The organism is Oryzihumus leptocrescens (assembly GCF_006716205.1).
GTDB lineage: Bacteria > Actinomycetota > Actinomycetes > Actinomycetales > Dermatophilaceae > Oryzihumus > Oryzihumus leptocrescens.
Genome location: NZ_VFOQ01000001.1, coordinates 1,475,691 through 1,492,203, shown reverse-complemented (window position 1 = coordinate 1,492,203; position 16,513 = coordinate 1,475,691). Strand labels below are relative to the sequence as shown.

Here is a 16,513-nt window from a genome sequence, read left to right as displayed (position 1 = left end):
CATGGCCGAGGACACCAGGATCCTGTCCCTGAGCCGGCCCCCCAGCCTGGCCGTGCTCTTCGCCCGGGCGGCGCTGACCGCGCGGGGGCGCGGCGGCACCCTGCCCGAGCTGGAGGTGCTGCGGGCCGGGGTGCGGGTCGACCGGAGCCACCTCGCGGCATACGACCGGGTCTGCGGGTTCACCCTGCACGACACGCTGCCCGCGACCTACCCGCACGTGCTGGTCTTCCCGCTGCAGGTCGCCCTCATGGCCGAGCCCGGTTTCCCGCTGGCGCTCCCCGGCCTGGTGCACGTGCGCCAGCGCATCGCGCAGTACCGGCCCGTCGACGCCGGGGAGGCGCTGGACCTGCGCGCGACGGCGACCGGCCTGCGCCCCCACCCCAGGGGCGCGCAGGTCGACCTCGTCGGAGAGGCCCGGTCCGGCGATGAGCTGGTCTGGGAAGGCCACAGCACGTACCTGTCCCGCGGCGCCACGGCGCCACCCGGTGACGCCGCCCCCGAGGCGCCCCTGGACGTCGACGTGGACAGCCTCAGGCACCCCACCGCCAGATGGCGGGTCCCAGCGGACCAGGGCCGGCGCTACGCGGCGGTCAGCGGGGACGTCAACCCGATCCACCTGAACCCGTTGGCCGCCAAGGCGTTCGGCTTCCCGCGGGCCATCGCCCACGGCATGTGGACGATGGCCCATACCTTGGCCTCCGTCGACGCGCGGCTGCCGGAGCGGTATGCCGCGGACGTCGTCTTCCGGGCGCCGGTGCTGCTGCCCTCGACGGTCGACCTGCTGACCTCCCCGGTCGGGCCTGGGGGCTGGGACCTGGTGGTGCGCTCGGCCGACCTGGAGCATCTGCGCGGGACCGTGCGCCCGGGTGAGCCCGGACGCCGCGGTCCCGCCCGCAGCGCGCTCACACCATCAGGCGCAGCTCGGCAAACTGCGAGATGGCCACGCTGAGCATGCCAGCGGCCATCAGCCACGCGAACAGGTTGTGCGTGGCCCAGCCCAGGACCACGCTCACGACGCAGACAACGACGGCAGCGACGAACAAGACGAGCCGGGCGGATCCGCCCACGGCGACCAGCGTGGCACGGCGCGCCGTCAGCGGGACGCCTCGGGGGCGGGTCCGGTAGCGCCGCGCCCTCGGCCACCACGACCGCCTCTGAGCCGATCGCGCGGACCGCGTCGGCGCCGGCGCAGCCCCGAACGTTCACAGCCGCCCGACCAGCTGACGGTGCATCAGGACGCTGGCCGCGAGCCACAGCGCGGGCACCCCAGGGCCAGCAGCGGACCCACCAGCAGGCCGGTGCCGGCGGCCCGCACCCGGGCGTGCTCCCGGCCGCGCCACCGCACGACCAGCGCGACGACCACGACCACGTCAAGCACCGCCATCGCCCGGATCGCGATCGCGAACAGCTGCGGCCAGTCGTTGGCCGGGGCGACCGGGTCGCCCACGAGCGCGCGGTCCACGGCCGCGGCTCCGACCACCAGCCCGCCGAGCAGCCACGGCCAGCGTGCGTGCACAGGCGGGTCCAGCGTGTGCGCCCCGGGAAGCAGCGGCCCCTGAAGTCGCCGGCGGCGCCAGTGCCGCCTGCCGGATCGGTCCATCGCCCCGGTCCCTCCCGCAGATCGAGCAGTACCGTGACCCGCGGCAGCCGCGGCGTGCGGCCGCGAGCCACAGCGGCGGTGAATCCATCGTCCCCGCCCGCGCTCCCGAGAGGCTCCCCCGTACGACGCAGCACGACTCATCCCCCATGCCGGCTGCGGCCCGCCCCCACCCTGCTTCCTTCCATGTCGGGACGTTCGGCGATGGTGCCGCGGTTGACCGCGCCGGACCATCAGTCATGACCCAGTTCCACCCGCCCCTGACGACGCAGGTCCGCCACGGGCTGCACCCCGAGCTGCACGAGATCGCCGCCCAGCTGCATCGGGACTTCGACGACCTCATCGGGGCGGAGGTCGTCGACCGGGTCCTCGACGAGGTGGCGGCTCGTTTCGTGGATGCACGGGTGCGTACGTTCCTGCCCCTGCTGGTCCACCGCTACGCCAGGAGCGACCTGCGGGCGGTCTCCAAGAGCGGTCCCGGGGCCGATCCGGTGCGATCCCGGGCTGGTGGTCCTCCCCCGACGGACTGAGGTCATCCGCCGGGGATGATGACCCCTGTCTCGGCTCCCCAGAGGCTCATGTGGTGGAAGTGTGCGCAAACGCGCGCTTTGCCCAGCATCGTGGCGTTCGTTCGGTCGTGTTGCGGGCACCGGTGACCGACCTGGAGACGACATGCGTGAGCCCGACCGCACGACCCTGCCGTTGACCACGCCGCCGTTCGAGGGAAGGGCGAACCGCACTCTTCGCGGTTCCACACCCGACTGGGACCTGATCCGTCACCCGGAGCCCCCGCAGGGCGCGCCGAACGTGCTGCTGGTGCTGATCGACGACGCCGGGTTCGGGAACCCGAGCACCTTCGGGGGACCGATACAGACGCCGAACTACACCCGGCTCGCCGAAGCCGGGCTGCGCTACAACCGGTTCCACGTCACCGCACTGTGCTCCCCCACCCGGGCCGCGCTGCTGACCGCGCGGAACAACCACGCCGTCGGCTTCGGCTCCGTCGGTGAGTTCTCCAGCGGGTTCCCCGGCTACACCGCCATGGTGCCGCTGGAGTGTGCCCCGCTGCCGCGCATCCTGCGCGACAACGGCTACAGCACGGCCGCCTTCGGCAAGTGGCACCTCACCCCGGACGGTCAGCAGGGACCCGCCGGCCCGCTGGGGCGCTGGCCGACCGGATGGGGCTTCGACTACTTCTACGGCTTCCTCGGGGGCGACTCCGGGCAGTGGGACCCCTGCCTGGCCGAGAACCAGAAGATCATCGGGACCCCGGCGGACTACGGCGACGAGGAGCACCCTTACTACCTGCCGGATGCGATGGCCGACAGGACGATCGAGTGGCTGCACGGGGTGCGCGGCCAGGACGCTCGCAAGCCGTTCTTCGTCTACTTCTCCACCGGATGCAGCCACGCCCCTCACCACGTCGCCTCCGAGTGGGCTGACCGGTACAAGGGGCAGTTCGACCAGGGGTGGGACCGGTTGCGCGAAGAGGTCTTTGCGCGCCAGAAGGAGCTCGGCGTCGTTCCCGAGGATGCCGAGCTCACGGCACGGGACGAGGCCTTCCCGGCATGGGACGACGTTCCCCCACGGCTCAAGGCCTTCTACGCACGCCAGATGGAGGTCTACGCCGGGTACTCGGAGAACGCCGACCACAACGTCGGCCGGGTCATCGACGCGATCGAGGAGCTGGGCGAGCTCGACAACACCCTGGTCATCTGGATCTGGGGGGACAACGGCGCCAGCATGGAGGGCACCATCACCGGCTCGTTCAACGAGATGACGATGCAGAACGGCATCCCGCTCACCGACGAGATGCAGCTGCAGCTCTCCGAACGCTACGGCGGCGAGGAGTCCTGGGGTGCCCCGATCATGGACCCGCACTACTCGGCGGCCTGGGCGTGGGCGGGGAACACCCCGTTCAAGTGGGGCAAGCAGGTCGGCTCTCACCTGGGCGGCACCCGCAACCCGATGGTCATCCACTGGCCGGAGCACATCGTCGACCCGGGCGGCCTGCGCTCCCAGTTCACCCACGTCACCGATGTCGGTGCGACGATCCTCGACATCGCCGGCATCCCCGCCCCGTCCCGGGTGGACGGGATCGAGCAGGAACCGCTGCACGGCTTCACCTTCGCCGACTCGCTGCTCGACGCGTCCGCGCCCGACCGGCACACCCAGCAGTACTTCGAGACGATCGGCAACCGGGCCATGTACAAGGACGGCGGGTGGCTGGCGATGAAGACGCCCCGCATCCCGTGGGTGCTCACCCCCGAGGCGCTGCGGCCCTACGCACCGGACGTGTGGGACCCCGACGGCGACCCGGCCGAGCTGTACTACCTGCCCGACGACTTCACGCAGGCCCACGACCTGGCCGCCGACCACCCGGACAAGGTCCAGGAGCTCAGGAAGCTGTTCTGGAAGGAGGCCGAGCGCTACAAGGTGCTCCCGCTGCTGGCCACCCTGTCGGCGTTCTTCGGCATCACCCCGCCGCTCGAGGCGACCGGCAAGATCGAGTTCCGCGGTGATGTGCAGAACGTCGCGCCCGGCATGATCCCCCGCATCTACAACCGTTCCTACGCGATCAGCGCAGACCTCGTCATACCGCCCGACGGCGCCGAAGGCGTCATCGTCGCCGAGGCCGACCACCTCGGCGGGTTCTCGCTGTTCGTCGACGGCGGCCGGCTGACCCACACCTACTCGATGATGGGCGTGTTCGTCTATCGCCAGCAGGCCGACGTCCCCCTGCCGACGGGCGAGGTGAGCGTGCGCATGGAGTTCGCCGCCGACGCGGCCAAGCCGGCGACCGGTGGGCAGGTCACCCTGTTCATGAACGACACCCCGGTGGGCGGCGGGAGGATGGAGCACACGGTGCCGATGAGGTTCTCCGCCTATGCCGGGATGGACATCGGCCGCGACAACGGCGGCGTGGTCGACCTGAGCTATGCGGACCGGCGTCCGTTCGCCTTCACCGGCACGATCAAGAAGGTCGCCTTCGACGTCAAGCCGCACCGCAGGGCCAGGGACGAGCAAGCCATCCACACGGTCGCGCACCACGCCCACGCAGCACATGGACTCTCATCATGAACCCCACTGCCGGACTCAAGGTCCTCTCACTGCCGATCGACCAGGAGACGACTGACGTCCTGATCAGCAGCTACCTGTCCCACGACGCGGCCCGCGACGACTACCACGCCGCGCTGACCTGCGGCGCCTACCTGCACGGCGCGATCCTCGTCGCCAAGGACCTGTCCGGCAAGGTCACGGTGCAACAGTCAGACCACATGGTCCGCGAAGGGGCCCAGGGGCTGGGCACCCTGGGGTTCATCACCGGGCTGATGGTCTTCCCGCTGGTGCCGCTCACCACCGGCTTCGCCGCCGTGATGGGCGGCTTCCTGGGCGAGGCATTGCACCTGCTCACCGAGAGCAAGGTCAAGGGCCAGGCGGCGGCGATGATCCCCCTGGGCTGCGCTGCGCTCATCCTCGCCTACCCACGCTCCTCAGCGAGCGTGGTGGCGCCGGTGGTGACGAGAAGCCTCACCAAGGCCACGGCCGAAGCGCACGGCCACCACGTCCAGGCGCTCAGGGGCGCACTCGCCGGGGCCCAGCAGCAGATGGCCGCGACCGCCAGCTAGCAGGTCACCGCGAGCCAGCCGTGGAAGAGCTGCTGGCCGGGCGAACAGGAACACCCGTGGATGAACGACGACCCGCCGCGCCGCCTGCCTGCTGTGCGGCCTCCCGCGGCGGCAGCGCGGCAGCAGCACCGCCCGGCCCGAGGCAGCACATCGTCACCAGGGGACCCACCGGTCCGGACCCGACGCTGGTTGATCTGCCCGGCGGGTCGTTCCTGATGGGTGGCAACGACCCGGACGGGTTCCCCGCCGACGGTGAGGGCCCGGTTCGCGTCGTCACGTTGGCACCGTTCCGGATCGACCGGTACGCCACGTCCAACCAGAGGTTCGCCGAGTTCGTGGACGCCACGGGCTACCGCACCGACGCCGAACGGTACGGCTGGTCGTTCGTCTTCGCCGGACTTCTCCCCGAGGGCCATCCGCCCACGAGCGCGGTGGCGGACGCGCCCTGGTGGCGGCAGGTCCACGGTGCACACTGGCGGCACCCGGAGGGCCCCGCCTCATCGCTGGACGGGCGGATGGACCATCCCGTGGTGCACGTCTCCTGGAACGACGCTGCCGCATACTGCCAGTGGGCCGGGCGGCGACTCCCCACGGAGGCCGAGTGGGAGTATGCCGCCCGCGGCGGCCTGGTGGGCGCACGCTTTGCGTGGGGCGACGAGCTGGCCCCTGACGGCCGCTGGAAGTGCAACATCTGGCAGGGCACCTTCCCCGCCGAGAACACCCTGGCCGACGGATTCCTCGGCACGGCACCGGTCGACGCCTTCGACCCCAACGGCTTCGGCCTCCACAACGTCGCAGGCAACGTCTGGGAGTGGTGCGCCGACTGGTTCAGCGCCACCCACCCGGGCACCCCGGCGACCAACCCCCAGGGTCCGCCCAGCGGCGGGTCCAGGGTCATCCGCGGTGGCTCCTACCTGTGCCACCGCTCCTACTGCAACCGCTACCGCGTCGCGGCCCGGACCGCGAACACCCCCGACAGCTCAACAGGCAACACCGGATTCCGCTGCGCCGCCGACTGGTCAAGGGCTGTTCGCGAAGGGGCGATCGACCACCTCCCGGTCCGGCGGCCTCAGGGCTTGTAGTTGCTGAAGGGACCGCCGACGCGGTCGTAGGTGTTGCCGAGCTCGTCCTGGGTGATCCGGACGGCACCGTTGTCCGGGGTGAGGACGAGGTCCTGTTCCAGCTCGACGGCGCGGAAGCTCCATCCGGGCGCGGGGGTCAGGCGGTCTCCGAGGTTCTTGAGGCTGTCGTAGGTCTGGGTCGGGTCGAGGATCAGGCTGGCGGACTTCATCACCCACGAGTCTCCGTCGGGGTCGTCGAGGATGAAGGCCGGGGAGCCCTTGTTGATCCCGAGCTGGGTGTCCCGCTTGCCGTGGACCGACTTGTAGGCGACGCTCTCGTGCTTGCGCATCTCCTTCGGCACGTCCAGCCACATGACCCACCGCGCGTGCAGCCCGTTGAAGTCGCGCTCCTTGCCGACCATGACCTCGACCCAGTCCAGGGTCCAGAGCCTGGGCCCGTTCTTGTACGCGCTGATCTCGTCGTACTGCTTCTTGAGTGCCTCGACGTCGACCTGGTCCACGAGTGCCTGGGGGCTGGTGTCCCCACCTCCCGTGGGGTCGTTCAGCCCGATGGTGTTGTAGACCGCAGCCACGAGGTGGCCGGTGAGGGCGTGGCCACCGATCAGGAAGATCTCGGTGTAGCGATGGCCCCGGACGTTGTCGAAGCGTTGGAGCTTTGCGTCGACGTCGTCGTGGGGCAGTTTCGCGGACAGTTTCATCATGTGCTCTTCTCTTCGTGTCAGGTCACTCGGGTGATCCCGGGGCACTTCCAGGTGGCGTCGACCACCTCGGTCCGGGGTCGGTACAGACGCAGGATCACGAACCACGCATGGTGGGCCGAGGTGGGCAGCCAGTTCGCTTCGTGGCCCTCTGGCTGTTGGGGTTGGAGGTAGATCGTCAGGCCGCCGTGGTGGTCCCGCCTGAGCCCGGGGGTGCGGTCGCCCACCGAGTACCGGTGCGAGCGGTTCGGGATGAGGTTCATGTCCTCGCTGGTGTACGCGGAGAGGGACCAGAAGGCGTCGACCGGCGGCGCCTGGTCGGCGTCGAAGTGCAGCTCGTACGTGCCTTGGGGTGTGAGCCTGGTGCCGTTGGCGTCGTCGAAGTTGACGAGGTAGACGGCCTCGGCGGGGTCGTTGGCGGTGATGCCTGCCATGGACTGGTCCGCGGCGCGGCTCAGGAAGTCGTCACCGAAACGGCCCTCGCGCGCTGGCGGGTAGCGCCAGCCGTTGACGGTGGTGGCCCAGTCCCCGCTGAGGAACTGCTGCTTGAGCATCTCCATGCCGACCAGGGCGGCCCTGGTGAGCCCCTGCTTGACCGTCGTGGGCTGGTGCTCGACGTTCAGGCCGGGTCCGATGCCGATGCGGGCGAGCTGGCCCAGCACCACGGCGTGGTGCGCCGGTGGTGGGTTCTCGGTCAGCATCGCGTTGAGCGACTTCCACGGCGACAGCAGGTCGGTCTTCGGCGCCGGGGCGTAGACGTTGCGCCGCTGCGACCTGGCGCCGGGCTTGCCCCACCTGCTGAGCGGGGTGAGGCGGTACTTGGCCTGGAGGTCCTTGGCGGCCGGGACGTCGGAGGGGCCGTCGACCAGGGTGCGCCCGAGGATCAGGACCCAAGGGGTCGGTGAGGGCTGGGTGGGCTTGACCCCCGTAGGCAGGTCGCCGCGCCAGCCTGGCCCGATGAGCGCGTAGTTGCCGCCCTGCGCACCCGTGGTGCGCTGGCCGACGTAGTCAACGTTGTCCGAGGTGAAAGCCATGATCTCGAACGTGAAGTACCGCTCGCCCATGTCGGGGTGGGACAGGATGACCGGGCCGTCTCGCAGGTCGACCCACGCCAGTGAGTACAACGTGTCCGTGTTCGGGCACCCCCCGTCCCGGTAGGCCTCGTCGAGCAGCCGCGCCGCATGCCAGAAGTGGTTCACCGCGGCGTACGGGACCACGTCCGGGTTGCGTGGCTGGGTGACCCAGTCGTGACGTAGCTGGGCGTTGTAGATGTAGGGGAAGCCGTAGATGAACGCCTGCAGCCCGGCGGTGTAGGCGTACTCGGCGCGCCAGTCACGGACGTGGCCGGTGAGGATCGGACCGACCGCCTGACGCACCATGGGTACTGCCAGCGGCAGCTTCCGGGCCCGAGCTGCCAGGGCTTCCGGGTGCCGCACCGTTCCCCACGCGGCACGACCGCCTTCCACGACGCGGGCCGTGACGGCGGGCAGGTCGCGGCGCAGATGCCACGCCGTGGCGTCGAGGAGACGCTGCGCCTGCTCGGCTCTTCCGGTGTCCCGACGCGCGGGAACCACGTGGGGTTTGCCGCCGTTCGATGCGGGCCGTAACCCTGGCGCCGACGTTGACATGTCCGATCCCTTCTTGGCGTGCCTCTGCTCCACTACGGGAGAGGCCATGACCAAGCCACTCTCCGAGTCGGAGCCGGCGGCGTCGTCACCCCTGTGGGGTGGTCGGCACATTTCGGTTCAATCCGGTGCGATCGCGCGAAAGCAGGGCTGTGCGGGTCAGGGGCTGTTCACCTGGAGGGATGCCGCGGCGCATTCGCGCGTCCCAAGGCTGAGGGTTCATCGCGGCTGGGAGGCCCTGCCAGTACCTGTCACGACAGGGCCTGCCGCACCGGGCAGCAGGGCGGTTCCCTTGTTGCTGTCACCACCGCAGCCCGGCCCTCGACGGCCACCGCCCCCACTCGAACGGGTCCCACCTTGACCATCACGCAGCACGCACCCGGCATCGCCGGTCAGCCCGGGGCCCCCGCCCCCGGTCCCGCCCACCCGCGGGCGATACTGGCGGTCATCCTGGTCAGCTACTTCATGATCCTGCTCGACAACTCGATCATCTTCACCGCGCTGCCCACCATCGGCCGCGCGATGCACCTGTCCGCCAGCGGGCTGTCGTGGGTGCAGGACGCCTACACCCTGGTCTTCGGCGGGCTGCTGCTCCTGGGGGCCCGGCTCGGTGACCTGCTTGGCCGCCGACGGGTCTTCGTCGCCGGGCTGGCCGTGTTCGCCACGGCCTCGCTGCTCGTCGGGGCCGCCCCCACCGGCTGGTTCCTCGTCGCCGCGCGGGCGCTGCAGGGCGTTGGCGCCGCCATCGTCGCCCCGTCCTCGCTGTCCCTGCTGACCGCCAGCTTCCCCGAGGGACGCGAGCGGACCCGCGCGGTGGCCTGGTACGGCGCCGCCGCCGGCATCGGTGCCAGCCTCGGCCTGGTCATCGGCGGTGCGCTCACCAGTGCCGTCTCGTGGCGCGCCGGCTTCGTCATCAACCTGCCGATCGGCGTGGCGATGATCGCGCTGGCGCCCCGGGTCCTTCCGGAGACGCCGGGCAGCACCGGGCGCTTCGACGTCGTCGGCGCCCTGACCGCCACCCTGGGGATGGGCGCCCTCGTCTTCGGCATCATCGGCTCCGCCGACGCCGGCTGGGGTTCACCGACCACCGTCGCGTCCGTCCTCACGGGCGCACTCCTGCTCGCCACCTTGGTCGTCAACGAGGCCCGCGCGGCGCAGCCGATCATGCCGCTGGGCCTGTTCGCCAGCCGGGTGCGCACCGGCGCCTACCTGGCCCGCCTGCTCTACCTCGGCGCGATGATCGGGTTCTTCTTCTTCACGACGCAGTTCCTCCAGGGCGTCCTGGGCTTCAGCGCCCTCGAGGCCGGCATCGGCTTCTTCCCGATGACGGTCGTCAACTTCGCCGTCGCCATGGCGATCCCGCGGCTCGGCCGACGCTTCTCCACCGCGACCCTGCTCGCCACCGGTGTCGCCCTGACCCTGGTGGGCATGGCCTGGCTCAGCCGGGTCGGCGCCACCAGCAGCTACCTGTCGGCGGTGGCGCTGCCCATGGTCCTCATCGGTGCCGGGCAGGGCCTGGCGTTCGCACCACTCACATCCGCCGGCGTCAGCGGTGTCACCGCCGACCAGGCGGGGGCCGCCTCCGGTCTGGTCAACACCGCCCACCAGCTCGGCATGGCACTCGGGCTCGCCCTCCTGGTCGCCGTCTCCGCCCGGGCCGGCAGCGGCCTGGTCGACCGGGCCGCAGCCCTCGCCGGCCAGGTCTCGACCGCCCTGACCGCGGGCACCTGCCTGCTGGCGCTGTGCCTCGTGGCCACCCTGGCCCTCATCGTCCGGAGGGAACGCAGCGCATGACCACCTGGGATCCCACCGATGCCGCCAGGGTCACCGCACCCCAGGAGGTGCAGGTGGTCGCCGGCGGCACGGCATACGACGTGACCTTCACCGAGGCGGCGGCCGCCGACCTGCCCACGGTCGACGCGGCCTACCGGAGCAAGTACGCCCACTACGCCTCGATCGTGGACCACCTCCTCGAGGACGGACCGCGCTCGGCAACCCTGCAGGTCCTCCCGGCCTGACCCCACCCACCACCGAACACGACCACAGGACAGGAGCTGCCCCCATGCGCGGCACGATCATCCACGGCCCCCGCGACATCCGGTTCGAGGAGCGGGAGGACCCCACCATCGTCGACCCCACCGACGCCATCGTGCGGACCGTCGCCACCTGCGTCTGCGGGTCGGACCTGTGGCGCTACCGGGGCATCGCCGAGGTGCCGAGGCCCACGCCCATCGGCCACGAGTACGTCGGGGTCGTCGAGGCCGTTGGCGAGGACGTCACCACGGTGCGGCCCGGGGACTTCGTCGTCGGCGGGTTCCTCACCAGCGACAACACCTGCCCCCTCTGCCAGGCCGGCGCCCACGCCAACTGCGTGAACGGCACCGGGTACGACGGCTGCCAGGCCGAGCTCATCCGCGTGCAGAACGCCGACGGCACCCTGCTGGCCACCCCCGAGCACCCGGACGAGGACCTGGTGCCGAGCATCCTGGCCCTGTCGGACGTCATGTGCACCGGCTGGCACGCCGCGGTCTGCGCGGAGGTGCGCCCCGGCAGCACCGTGGTCGTCGTGGGCGACGGCGCGGTCGGCCTGTCCGGTGTCCTCGCCGCCTCCCAGCTCGGCGCCGGGCGGGTGATCGCGATGAGCCGTCACGCCGACCGGCAGGCCATCGCCCGCGAGCTCGGGGCCACCGACGTGGTGCCCGAGCGCGGCGACGAGGGGGTCGAACGGGTCAGGGAGCTGACGGGCGGCTTCGGCGCCGACTCCGTGCTGGAGTGCGTCGGCACCCACGACTCGGTCGTCCAGGCGCTGCGCTCGGCCCGCCCCGGCGGGATGGTCGGCTGGGTCGGCGTGCCGCACGTCGCGGACCTGCCGCAGGAGGCCATGTTCTGGAAGAACGTCGGGCTGCGCGGCGGTCCGGCGCCCGCCCGCGCGTACCTGCCCGACCTGCTCCAGCGCGTGTGGGACCGCCAGATCGAGCCCGGCAGGGTCTTCGACCTCACCCTCCCGCTCGAGCAGGTCGCCGAGGGGTATGCCGCGATGGACGAGCGCCGGTCGATCAAGACGCTGCTGCGCCCCTGAGCGTGTGGACGCACCGGCCAGCGGCGGGCATATCGTGGTCCCAGGCCGCACACCGCACCTCCCTGGACCATGTCCCCCACCATCGGCCGCGCCCGTTCCGCACTGGTTGCTGCGTCGGCCGCCGCACTCCTGGCCGCGTGCGGGCCGGCGCCCCAACGCATGGCCGCGCTCCCCGCGAGCCGTGCCCCGACTCACGCGGCCTCCCCGGTCACCCCCGCTGCCCTTCCGGCCGCGCGCCCCGCTCCACCGGCCCGGATCCGGGCCGCCGCCGGCACCGCGTTCTCTGTGGTGCGAGACCCACGCGAGCAGGTCTCGAGCACCAGCTGGGTGGTCGCCAGCATCAGGGGCGACACCGTCGCCGCCACCCTCGTCATGGGGCACCCGCTCGTGGCCTCGAGCCCTGCGGTGGCCCCGGTCCTGGCCGACTGCGACCGCCAGATGCGCGAGCAGGCAGCCAGCGACCTGGGCACCTCGGTCGCCGTCCCGTTCGTCCTGACGCTGGCGCCGCGGGCCACCACCGGCGCCCGCGTCAGCGTGTACGTCCGGCACACCCTCGCCGCCGGCCTCTACCTCGCGGTGCTGGACACGCCGGTGCCGACGCGCGGGCCACCGCCGTGCCCGGCGGTCGCCGCGACCGACGTTCCCGTCGCCAGCCGTATCGCGCCCGGGCACGTCCGCCGGACGTGGTACCTCTGGGCGGTCTTCCCCAGCACCATCACCGCCTCCCAGCCCAACCCGGACGTGGGGGCCAGCGCGGCCGGTCTGCCGGTGCCCCGGGTGCTGGTCGACGGGATCGCCACCGGGTTCGCGCCCGCCCACACCCCGACAGGTGACGGCACGGTCGTCTGCCACGGCCTCACGACGACCTACTGGCTCACCTACCTGCCCAGCGTCTTCGCCACGAGGATGCTCGACCCGTGCCGGGCGGTCGGCTGACGCCGGGCGTCCGCCCGCGGGGTGGTGTGTCACCCGGCAGTCGTAAGGTCCGGTGTCACACCGTGACGCCCGGGTGACCGCCCGGCATACCGAGCCGCTCAGGTGGCGGTGGCCCCCTGCGCCGCGCGCCGGGCGGCAACGTCGCCCCCGGACCCGCGCAGCAACCACGCCACGCCGACCGCGAACAGCGCGCCGGCCAGCGGTCCCACCACGTAGGTCCAGAAGTCCGTCCACGTCCCGCCCACCAGGGCCGGTCCGAAGGTGCGCGCGGGGTTCATCGAGGCCCCGCTGATGGGGCTGGCCCACAGGCCGGCGAGCGCGATGTAGGCGCCGACCGCGATCGCCGACAGGGTGCCGACGTTCTGCGCGCCGGAGGCAGTGCCGAGGATCGTGCTGAGCAGCCCGAAGGTCAGCAGCGCCTCGATGAGCGTTGCCTGCCACATGCTGATGCCCGGCCCGGGCACGGTCGCCCCGAGCTGCCCGACGTTGCCGAACATCGCCCGCAGCACCAGGCAAGCAGCGGTCGCCCCGACGAGCTGCGCGGCGATGTATCCCGGCACGCGGCCCCACGGGAAGTCGCGCCGCAGCGCGAACCCCAGGGAGACCGCGGGGTTGAGGTGCGCCCCGCCGACGGCGCCCATGAACAGGATCATCGCCAGCACCATCAGCCCGGGCGCGATCACCGCTGCGGTGCGCGAGATCTGGCCATGGCTGACCGCGTTGACGACCCCGCCGCCGGCGGCGACAAGGACGAGCAGGAAGGTGCCGAGCAGCTCGCTGAACAAGCGCCGCCACTCCTGCGAGGAGTCGTAGAACTGCGCGACGAGGTCCAGGTCGCGGGTGATGAAGGAACGGGCGGCGGCGCGCTCGCCGACGGACAGGCCGCCCTGCGCGGCTCCAGGTGACGACCCGCTCTGGAGCGCTGACTTCTGCTGTGCCACGACGTACCTCCCGGGAGTGGCGGACGACCCCTCAAGCCTTGGTCCGTCCGGCCCCACCCGCCTCATCCGCGCGGGGTGAGCAGCCGCCGGGCCGCCGTCCGCACACTGGCAGCACAGGCGTGCCGGGGTCCCGTGACCGAGCGGGCGGGGTGGTTCCACCCGGGCGCCGGAGCGAGGAGGTGGCGGCGGTGACCGTCGAGGCCCGGAAGAGTGAGCTGACCTCGCCGGCCGGGGGGCCGTGGTACGCCCGGCCCGCGACCGAGGTGACCGCTGCGCTGCACGTCGACCCGGCGACGGGGTTGAGCGCCGCGACCGCCGCGCAGCTGCTGTCCGACCACGGGCCGAATGCCCTGCCCGAGGAGAAGCCCGAGCCCGGCTGGAAGCGGTTCCTGGACCAGTACCGCAGCTACATGCAGATCATCCTCGTGGTGGCGGCGCTGGTGTCCCTGCTCATCCAGGAGTGGAGCACCGGCATCCTGCTGATCGTGCTGACCCTCGTCAACGCCGTCGGCGGCCTGCGCCAGGAGGGCAAGGCCGAGAGCGCGATGAACGCGCTGAAGTCGATGATGAAGGCTACCGCCCGCGTGCGGCGCGACGGCGCCGACGCGGAGGTGCCGGCCGAGCAGCTCGTCGTCGGCGACGTGGTCCTGCTCGCCGCCGGTGACCAGGTGCCCGCGGACGGGCGGATCATCGCCGCCAGTGCCCTGCAGATCGACGAGTCCGCGCTGACCGGCGAGAGCGTCCCGTCCGCCAAGGACACCACCGTGCTGACCGGGCACGACCTCAGCCCCGGCGAGCAGTCGAACATGGCGTTCATGAACACGCCGGTCACCCACGGCAGCGGCGCGATCGTGGTCACCGGCACCGGCGCCGAAACCGAGCTGGGCAAGATCTCGGGGATGCTCACGGCGACCGAGGCCGAGCAGTCCCCGCTCACCCGCGAGCTCAACCGGCTGACGCTGTGGATCGCCGCCGCGGCCGGGCTGACCATGGTCGTGATGTTCGTCCTCGGCCACGCCCGGGGGCAGGCGTGGGACGCGCTGTTCGTCGCCGCCGTCTCGCTGGCCATCGCGGCGATCCCCGAGGCGCTGCCGACGGTCACCCAGGTGATCCTGTCCCTGGGCAGCATCGACCTGGCCAAGCGCAGCGCGATCGTCAAGGACCTGCCCTCGGTGGAGACCCTGGGCTACACCTCGGCGATCAACTCGGACAAGACCGGCACCCTGACGATGAACCAGATGACGGTGGTCGAGGTGGTCGACCCCACCGACCGCTACACCGTCACCGGGACCGGCTACAGCCTCGAGGGCAGCATCCACCACGCCGCCGGGGCCACGGACACGATCGAGGCGGCGGTGCTGCCCTACGTCATCGCCAACGACGCGAAGCTCGTCGAGGGCAAGGTCGTCGGCGACCCCACCGAGGGCGCGCTGCTGGTGCTCGGGCACAAGGCCGGCCTCGACGTGGAGGCCAGCCACGAGCGGCTGCCGCGGCTGGCCGCGCTGCCGTTCGACCCGGGATACAAGCTCATGGCCACGTTCAACCGCGCCCCCGACGCCGACGGCCGCGAGGTCGTGCGCTGCTTCGTCAAGGGGGCCGCCCCCGCCGTGCTCTCGCGCGCGGCGACCGCGCTCTCGGGCGGGCGGACCGTGCCGTGGGACGCCGCCCTCGGCAAGTCGGCCGTGGAGCACATGGAGCGGATGGAGCGGGCGGGACGGCGCGTCATGGCCGCGGCCACCCGCGACCTCGACCCGGCCACGTTCGACAAGGACGGCGACCTGCTCGGCTACGTCGAGCAGCTGCAGGTGACCAGCCTGGTCGGCATGGTCGACCCGCCGCGTGAACAGTCGAAGGCCGCCGTCGCCGCCGCCCAGTCCGCGCACATCCGCGTGCGGATGGTGACCGGGGACGACGTCACCACCGGCGCCGCGATCGCGACCCAGCTCGGCATCCCCGGCGAGGCGGTCCTCGGCGCGGACTTCGCGGCCCTGTCGGAGGCCGAGCGGCTGGAGCGGATCGACACGATCGGCGTGGTCGGCCGGGTCGCCCCGGAGCACAAGGTCCTGCTGGCCAACACGCTCAAGGCCCGCGGCGACGTCGTCGCGATGACCGGGGACGGGGTCAACGACGCCCCCGCGATCAAGGCCGCCGACATCGGCATCGCGATGGGCAGCGGCACCGACGTGGCCAAGAACGCCGGCCGGATGATCCTCACCGACGACGACTTCGCGACCATCGTCTTCGCGGTCGAGCAGGGTCGGAAGATCTACGACAACCTCGCGAAGTACATCCGCTTCGTGCTCCTGCTGCTGGTCGCCTTCGTCCTGACCTTCCTGGGCGCCACGCTGTTCAACATCGCGGGCGGTGAGCCGTTCACCCCGGCGCAGGTGCTGTGGGTGCACTTCTTCGTCAACGCGCCGTTCGGCTTCGCCCTGGGCTTCGACCTCGAGACCCCGGGCCTGATGGCCCGCCGACCGCTCCCCCGCGGCCAGTCGGTGCTGACGACGCGGCTGGTCGCGACGGTGAGCCTGGTCGGCCTCGTCATCACCATCGGCCTGCTCAGCCTGATCCACTGGGGCGGCGCGCACTTCGGCAGCCCGCAGGTCGGGCAGTCGATCGCGTTCACCTCCTTCGCCCTGTGCCTCATCGTCGCCGCGTTCGAGTGCCGCAGCGAGACCGCCACCGCCCTCAGCGCGAGCAGCTTCGACAGCAAGCAGATGAACTGGGCCGCCCTCGGCGAGCTGGTCCTCGCGGTGATGACCACCCAGATGGACATGCTCCGCCGGCTGCTGGGCACCACCGAGATCTCCATGCGCGAGTTCGCCTGGGCCCTGGTGCCGGCGCTGGCGCTGCTCCTGTTGTGGGAGCTGGGCAAGGTTCCCCTCCGCCGCGGCGCCCTGTCCGGCGTCGCGGGCACCGACTGACC

The 16,513-nt window shown here is 71.8% G+C and carries 15 protein-coding genes; 10 read left to right on the top strand and 5 right to left on the bottom strand.

Annotation, left to right across the window (positions count from 1 at the left end):
* Position 1 precedes the first annotated feature (1 nt).
* The gene (locus FB474_RS07095; RefSeq protein WP_141788005.1) at positions 2–949 is read left to right on the top strand and encodes a MaoC/PaaZ C-terminal domain-containing protein; all 948 of its coding nucleotides are present in this window, start codon (positions 2–4) and stop codon (positions 947–949) included.
* Here the strand turns inward: FB474_RS07095 and FB474_RS20690 are convergent.
* Positions 903–1,067: a hypothetical protein gene (locus FB474_RS20690; protein WP_185746075.1), complete on the bottom strand. Its 165-nt coding sequence runs from the start codon at positions 1,065–1,067 to the stop codon at positions 903–905. The genes FB474_RS07095 and FB474_RS20690 overlap by 47 nt on opposite strands.
* A gap of 164 nt (positions 1,068–1,231) precedes the next feature.
* A complete protein-coding gene (locus FB474_RS07090; protein WP_141788004.1) occupies positions 1,232–1,600 on the bottom strand; it encodes a hypothetical protein in 369 nt (122 codons plus the stop codon).
* Positions 1,601–1,836: 236 nt separating this feature from the next.
* On the opposite strand from FB474_RS07090, the gene FB474_RS07085 reads away from it, so the two are divergent.
* The 4 genes from FB474_RS07085 (at position 1,837) to FB474_RS07070 (ending at position 6,308) form a co-directional block, all read left to right on the top strand.
* Positions 1,837–2,127 (top strand): three-helix bundle dimerization domain-containing protein, encoded by a 291-nt coding sequence (locus tag FB474_RS07085; RefSeq protein ID WP_141788003.1) that lies wholly within the window; start codon positions 1,837–1,839, stop codon positions 2,125–2,127.
* 142 nt (positions 2,128–2,269) lie between these two features.
* The gene (locus FB474_RS07080) at positions 2,270–4,678 is read left to right on the top strand and encodes an arylsulfatase (protein ID WP_141788002.1); all 2,409 of its coding nucleotides are present in this window, start codon (positions 2,270–2,272) and stop codon (positions 4,676–4,678) included.
* Positions 4,675–5,226 (top strand): hypothetical protein, encoded by a 552-nt coding sequence (locus FB474_RS07075; RefSeq protein ID WP_141788001.1) that lies wholly within the window; start codon positions 4,675–4,677, stop codon positions 5,224–5,226. The genes FB474_RS07080 and FB474_RS07075 overlap by 4 nt, the downstream gene beginning before the upstream one ends.
* A 32-nt stretch (positions 5,227–5,258) precedes the next feature.
* Complete coding sequence (locus tag FB474_RS07070; RefSeq protein WP_484213997.1) at positions 5,259–6,308, top strand: formylglycine-generating enzyme family protein; 1,050 nt, start codon at positions 5,259–5,261, stop codon at positions 6,306–6,308.
* Here the strand turns inward: FB474_RS07070 and FB474_RS07065 are convergent.
* Positions 6,296–7,009 carry a hypothetical protein gene (locus tag FB474_RS07065; RefSeq protein WP_141787999.1) on the bottom strand — a complete coding sequence of 238 codons (714 nt, stop codon included), beginning with the start codon at positions 7,007–7,009 and terminating at the stop codon, positions 6,296–6,298. The genes FB474_RS07070 and FB474_RS07065 overlap by 13 nt on opposite strands.
* A 17-nt stretch (positions 7,010–7,026) precedes the next feature.
* The gene (locus FB474_RS07060; protein ID WP_185746074.1) at positions 7,027–8,385 is read right to left on the bottom strand and encodes a DUF1254 domain-containing protein; all 1,359 of its coding nucleotides are present in this window, start codon (positions 8,383–8,385) and stop codon (positions 7,027–7,029) included.
* 603 nt (positions 8,386–8,988) lie between these two features.
* Here FB474_RS07060 and FB474_RS07055 point away from each other — a divergent pair.
* The 4 genes from FB474_RS07055 (at position 8,989) to FB474_RS07040 (ending at position 12,646) form a co-directional block, all read left to right on the top strand.
* Positions 8,989–10,425, top strand: coding sequence for an MFS transporter (locus FB474_RS07055; protein WP_141787997.1), 1,437 nt, complete (start codon positions 8,989–8,991; stop codon positions 10,423–10,425).
* The gene (locus FB474_RS07050) at positions 10,422–10,649 is read left to right on the top strand and encodes a DUF2255 family protein (protein WP_141787996.1); all 228 of its coding nucleotides are present in this window, start codon (positions 10,422–10,424) and stop codon (positions 10,647–10,649) included. The genes FB474_RS07055 and FB474_RS07050 overlap by 4 nt, the downstream gene beginning before the upstream one ends.
* Before the next feature lie 44 nt (positions 10,650–10,693).
* Positions 10,694–11,710, top strand: coding sequence for a zinc-dependent alcohol dehydrogenase family protein (locus FB474_RS07045; protein ID WP_141787995.1), 1,017 nt, complete (start codon positions 10,694–10,696; stop codon positions 11,708–11,710).
* A 285-nt stretch (positions 11,711–11,995) separates the two neighbouring features.
* Positions 11,996–12,646, top strand: coding sequence for a hypothetical protein (locus FB474_RS07040; RefSeq protein ID WP_141787994.1), 651 nt, complete (start codon positions 11,996–11,998; stop codon positions 12,644–12,646).
* A 98-nt stretch (positions 12,647–12,744) separates the two neighbouring features.
* Here the strand turns inward: FB474_RS07040 and FB474_RS07035 are convergent, their stop codons facing one another.
* On the bottom strand, positions 12,745–13,587 hold the full coding sequence (locus FB474_RS07035; protein ID WP_246092070.1) for an MIP/aquaporin family protein: 843 nt from the start codon (positions 13,585–13,587) through the stop codon (positions 12,745–12,747).
* Positions 13,588–13,775: 188 nt separating this feature from the next.
* On the opposite strand from FB474_RS07035, the gene FB474_RS07030 reads away from it, so the two are divergent.
* Positions 13,776–16,511, top strand: coding sequence for a cation-translocating P-type ATPase (locus tag FB474_RS07030; protein ID WP_246092069.1), 2,736 nt, complete (start codon positions 13,776–13,778; stop codon positions 16,509–16,511).
* The last annotated feature ends 2 nt before the right edge of the window (positions 16,512–16,513 follow it).

What these genes read in the sequence shown, in the direction of transcription:
- FB474_RS07095 (WP_141788005.1), top strand. Translation starts at nt 2, where the DNA reads ATGGCCGAGGACACCAGGATCCTGTCCCTGAGCCGGCCCCCCAGCCTG.
- FB474_RS07090 (WP_141788004.1), bottom strand. Translation starts at nt 1,600, where the DNA reads ATGGACCGATCCGGCAGGCGGCACTGGCGCCGCCGGCGACTTCAGGGG.
- FB474_RS07085 (WP_141788003.1), top strand. Translation starts at nt 1,837, where the DNA reads ATGACCCAGTTCCACCCGCCCCTGACGACGCAGGTCCGCCACGGGCTG.
- FB474_RS07080 (WP_141788002.1), top strand. Translation starts at nt 2,270, where the DNA reads ATGCGTGAGCCCGACCGCACGACCCTGCCGTTGACCACGCCGCCGTTC.
- FB474_RS07075 (WP_141788001.1), top strand. Translation starts at nt 4,675, where the DNA reads ATGAACCCCACTGCCGGACTCAAGGTCCTCTCACTGCCGATCGACCAG.
- FB474_RS07065 (WP_141787999.1), bottom strand. Translation starts at nt 7,009, where the DNA reads ATGATGAAACTGTCCGCGAAACTGCCCCACGACGACGTCGACGCAAAG.
- FB474_RS07060 (WP_185746074.1), bottom strand. Translation starts at nt 8,385, where the DNA reads ATGGTGCGTCAGGCGGTCGGTCCGATCCTCACCGGCCACGTCCGTGAC.
- FB474_RS07050 (WP_141787996.1), top strand. Translation starts at nt 10,422, where the DNA reads ATGACCACCTGGGATCCCACCGATGCCGCCAGGGTCACCGCACCCCAG.
- FB474_RS07045 (WP_141787995.1), top strand. Translation starts at nt 10,694, where the DNA reads ATGCGCGGCACGATCATCCACGGCCCCCGCGACATCCGGTTCGAGGAG.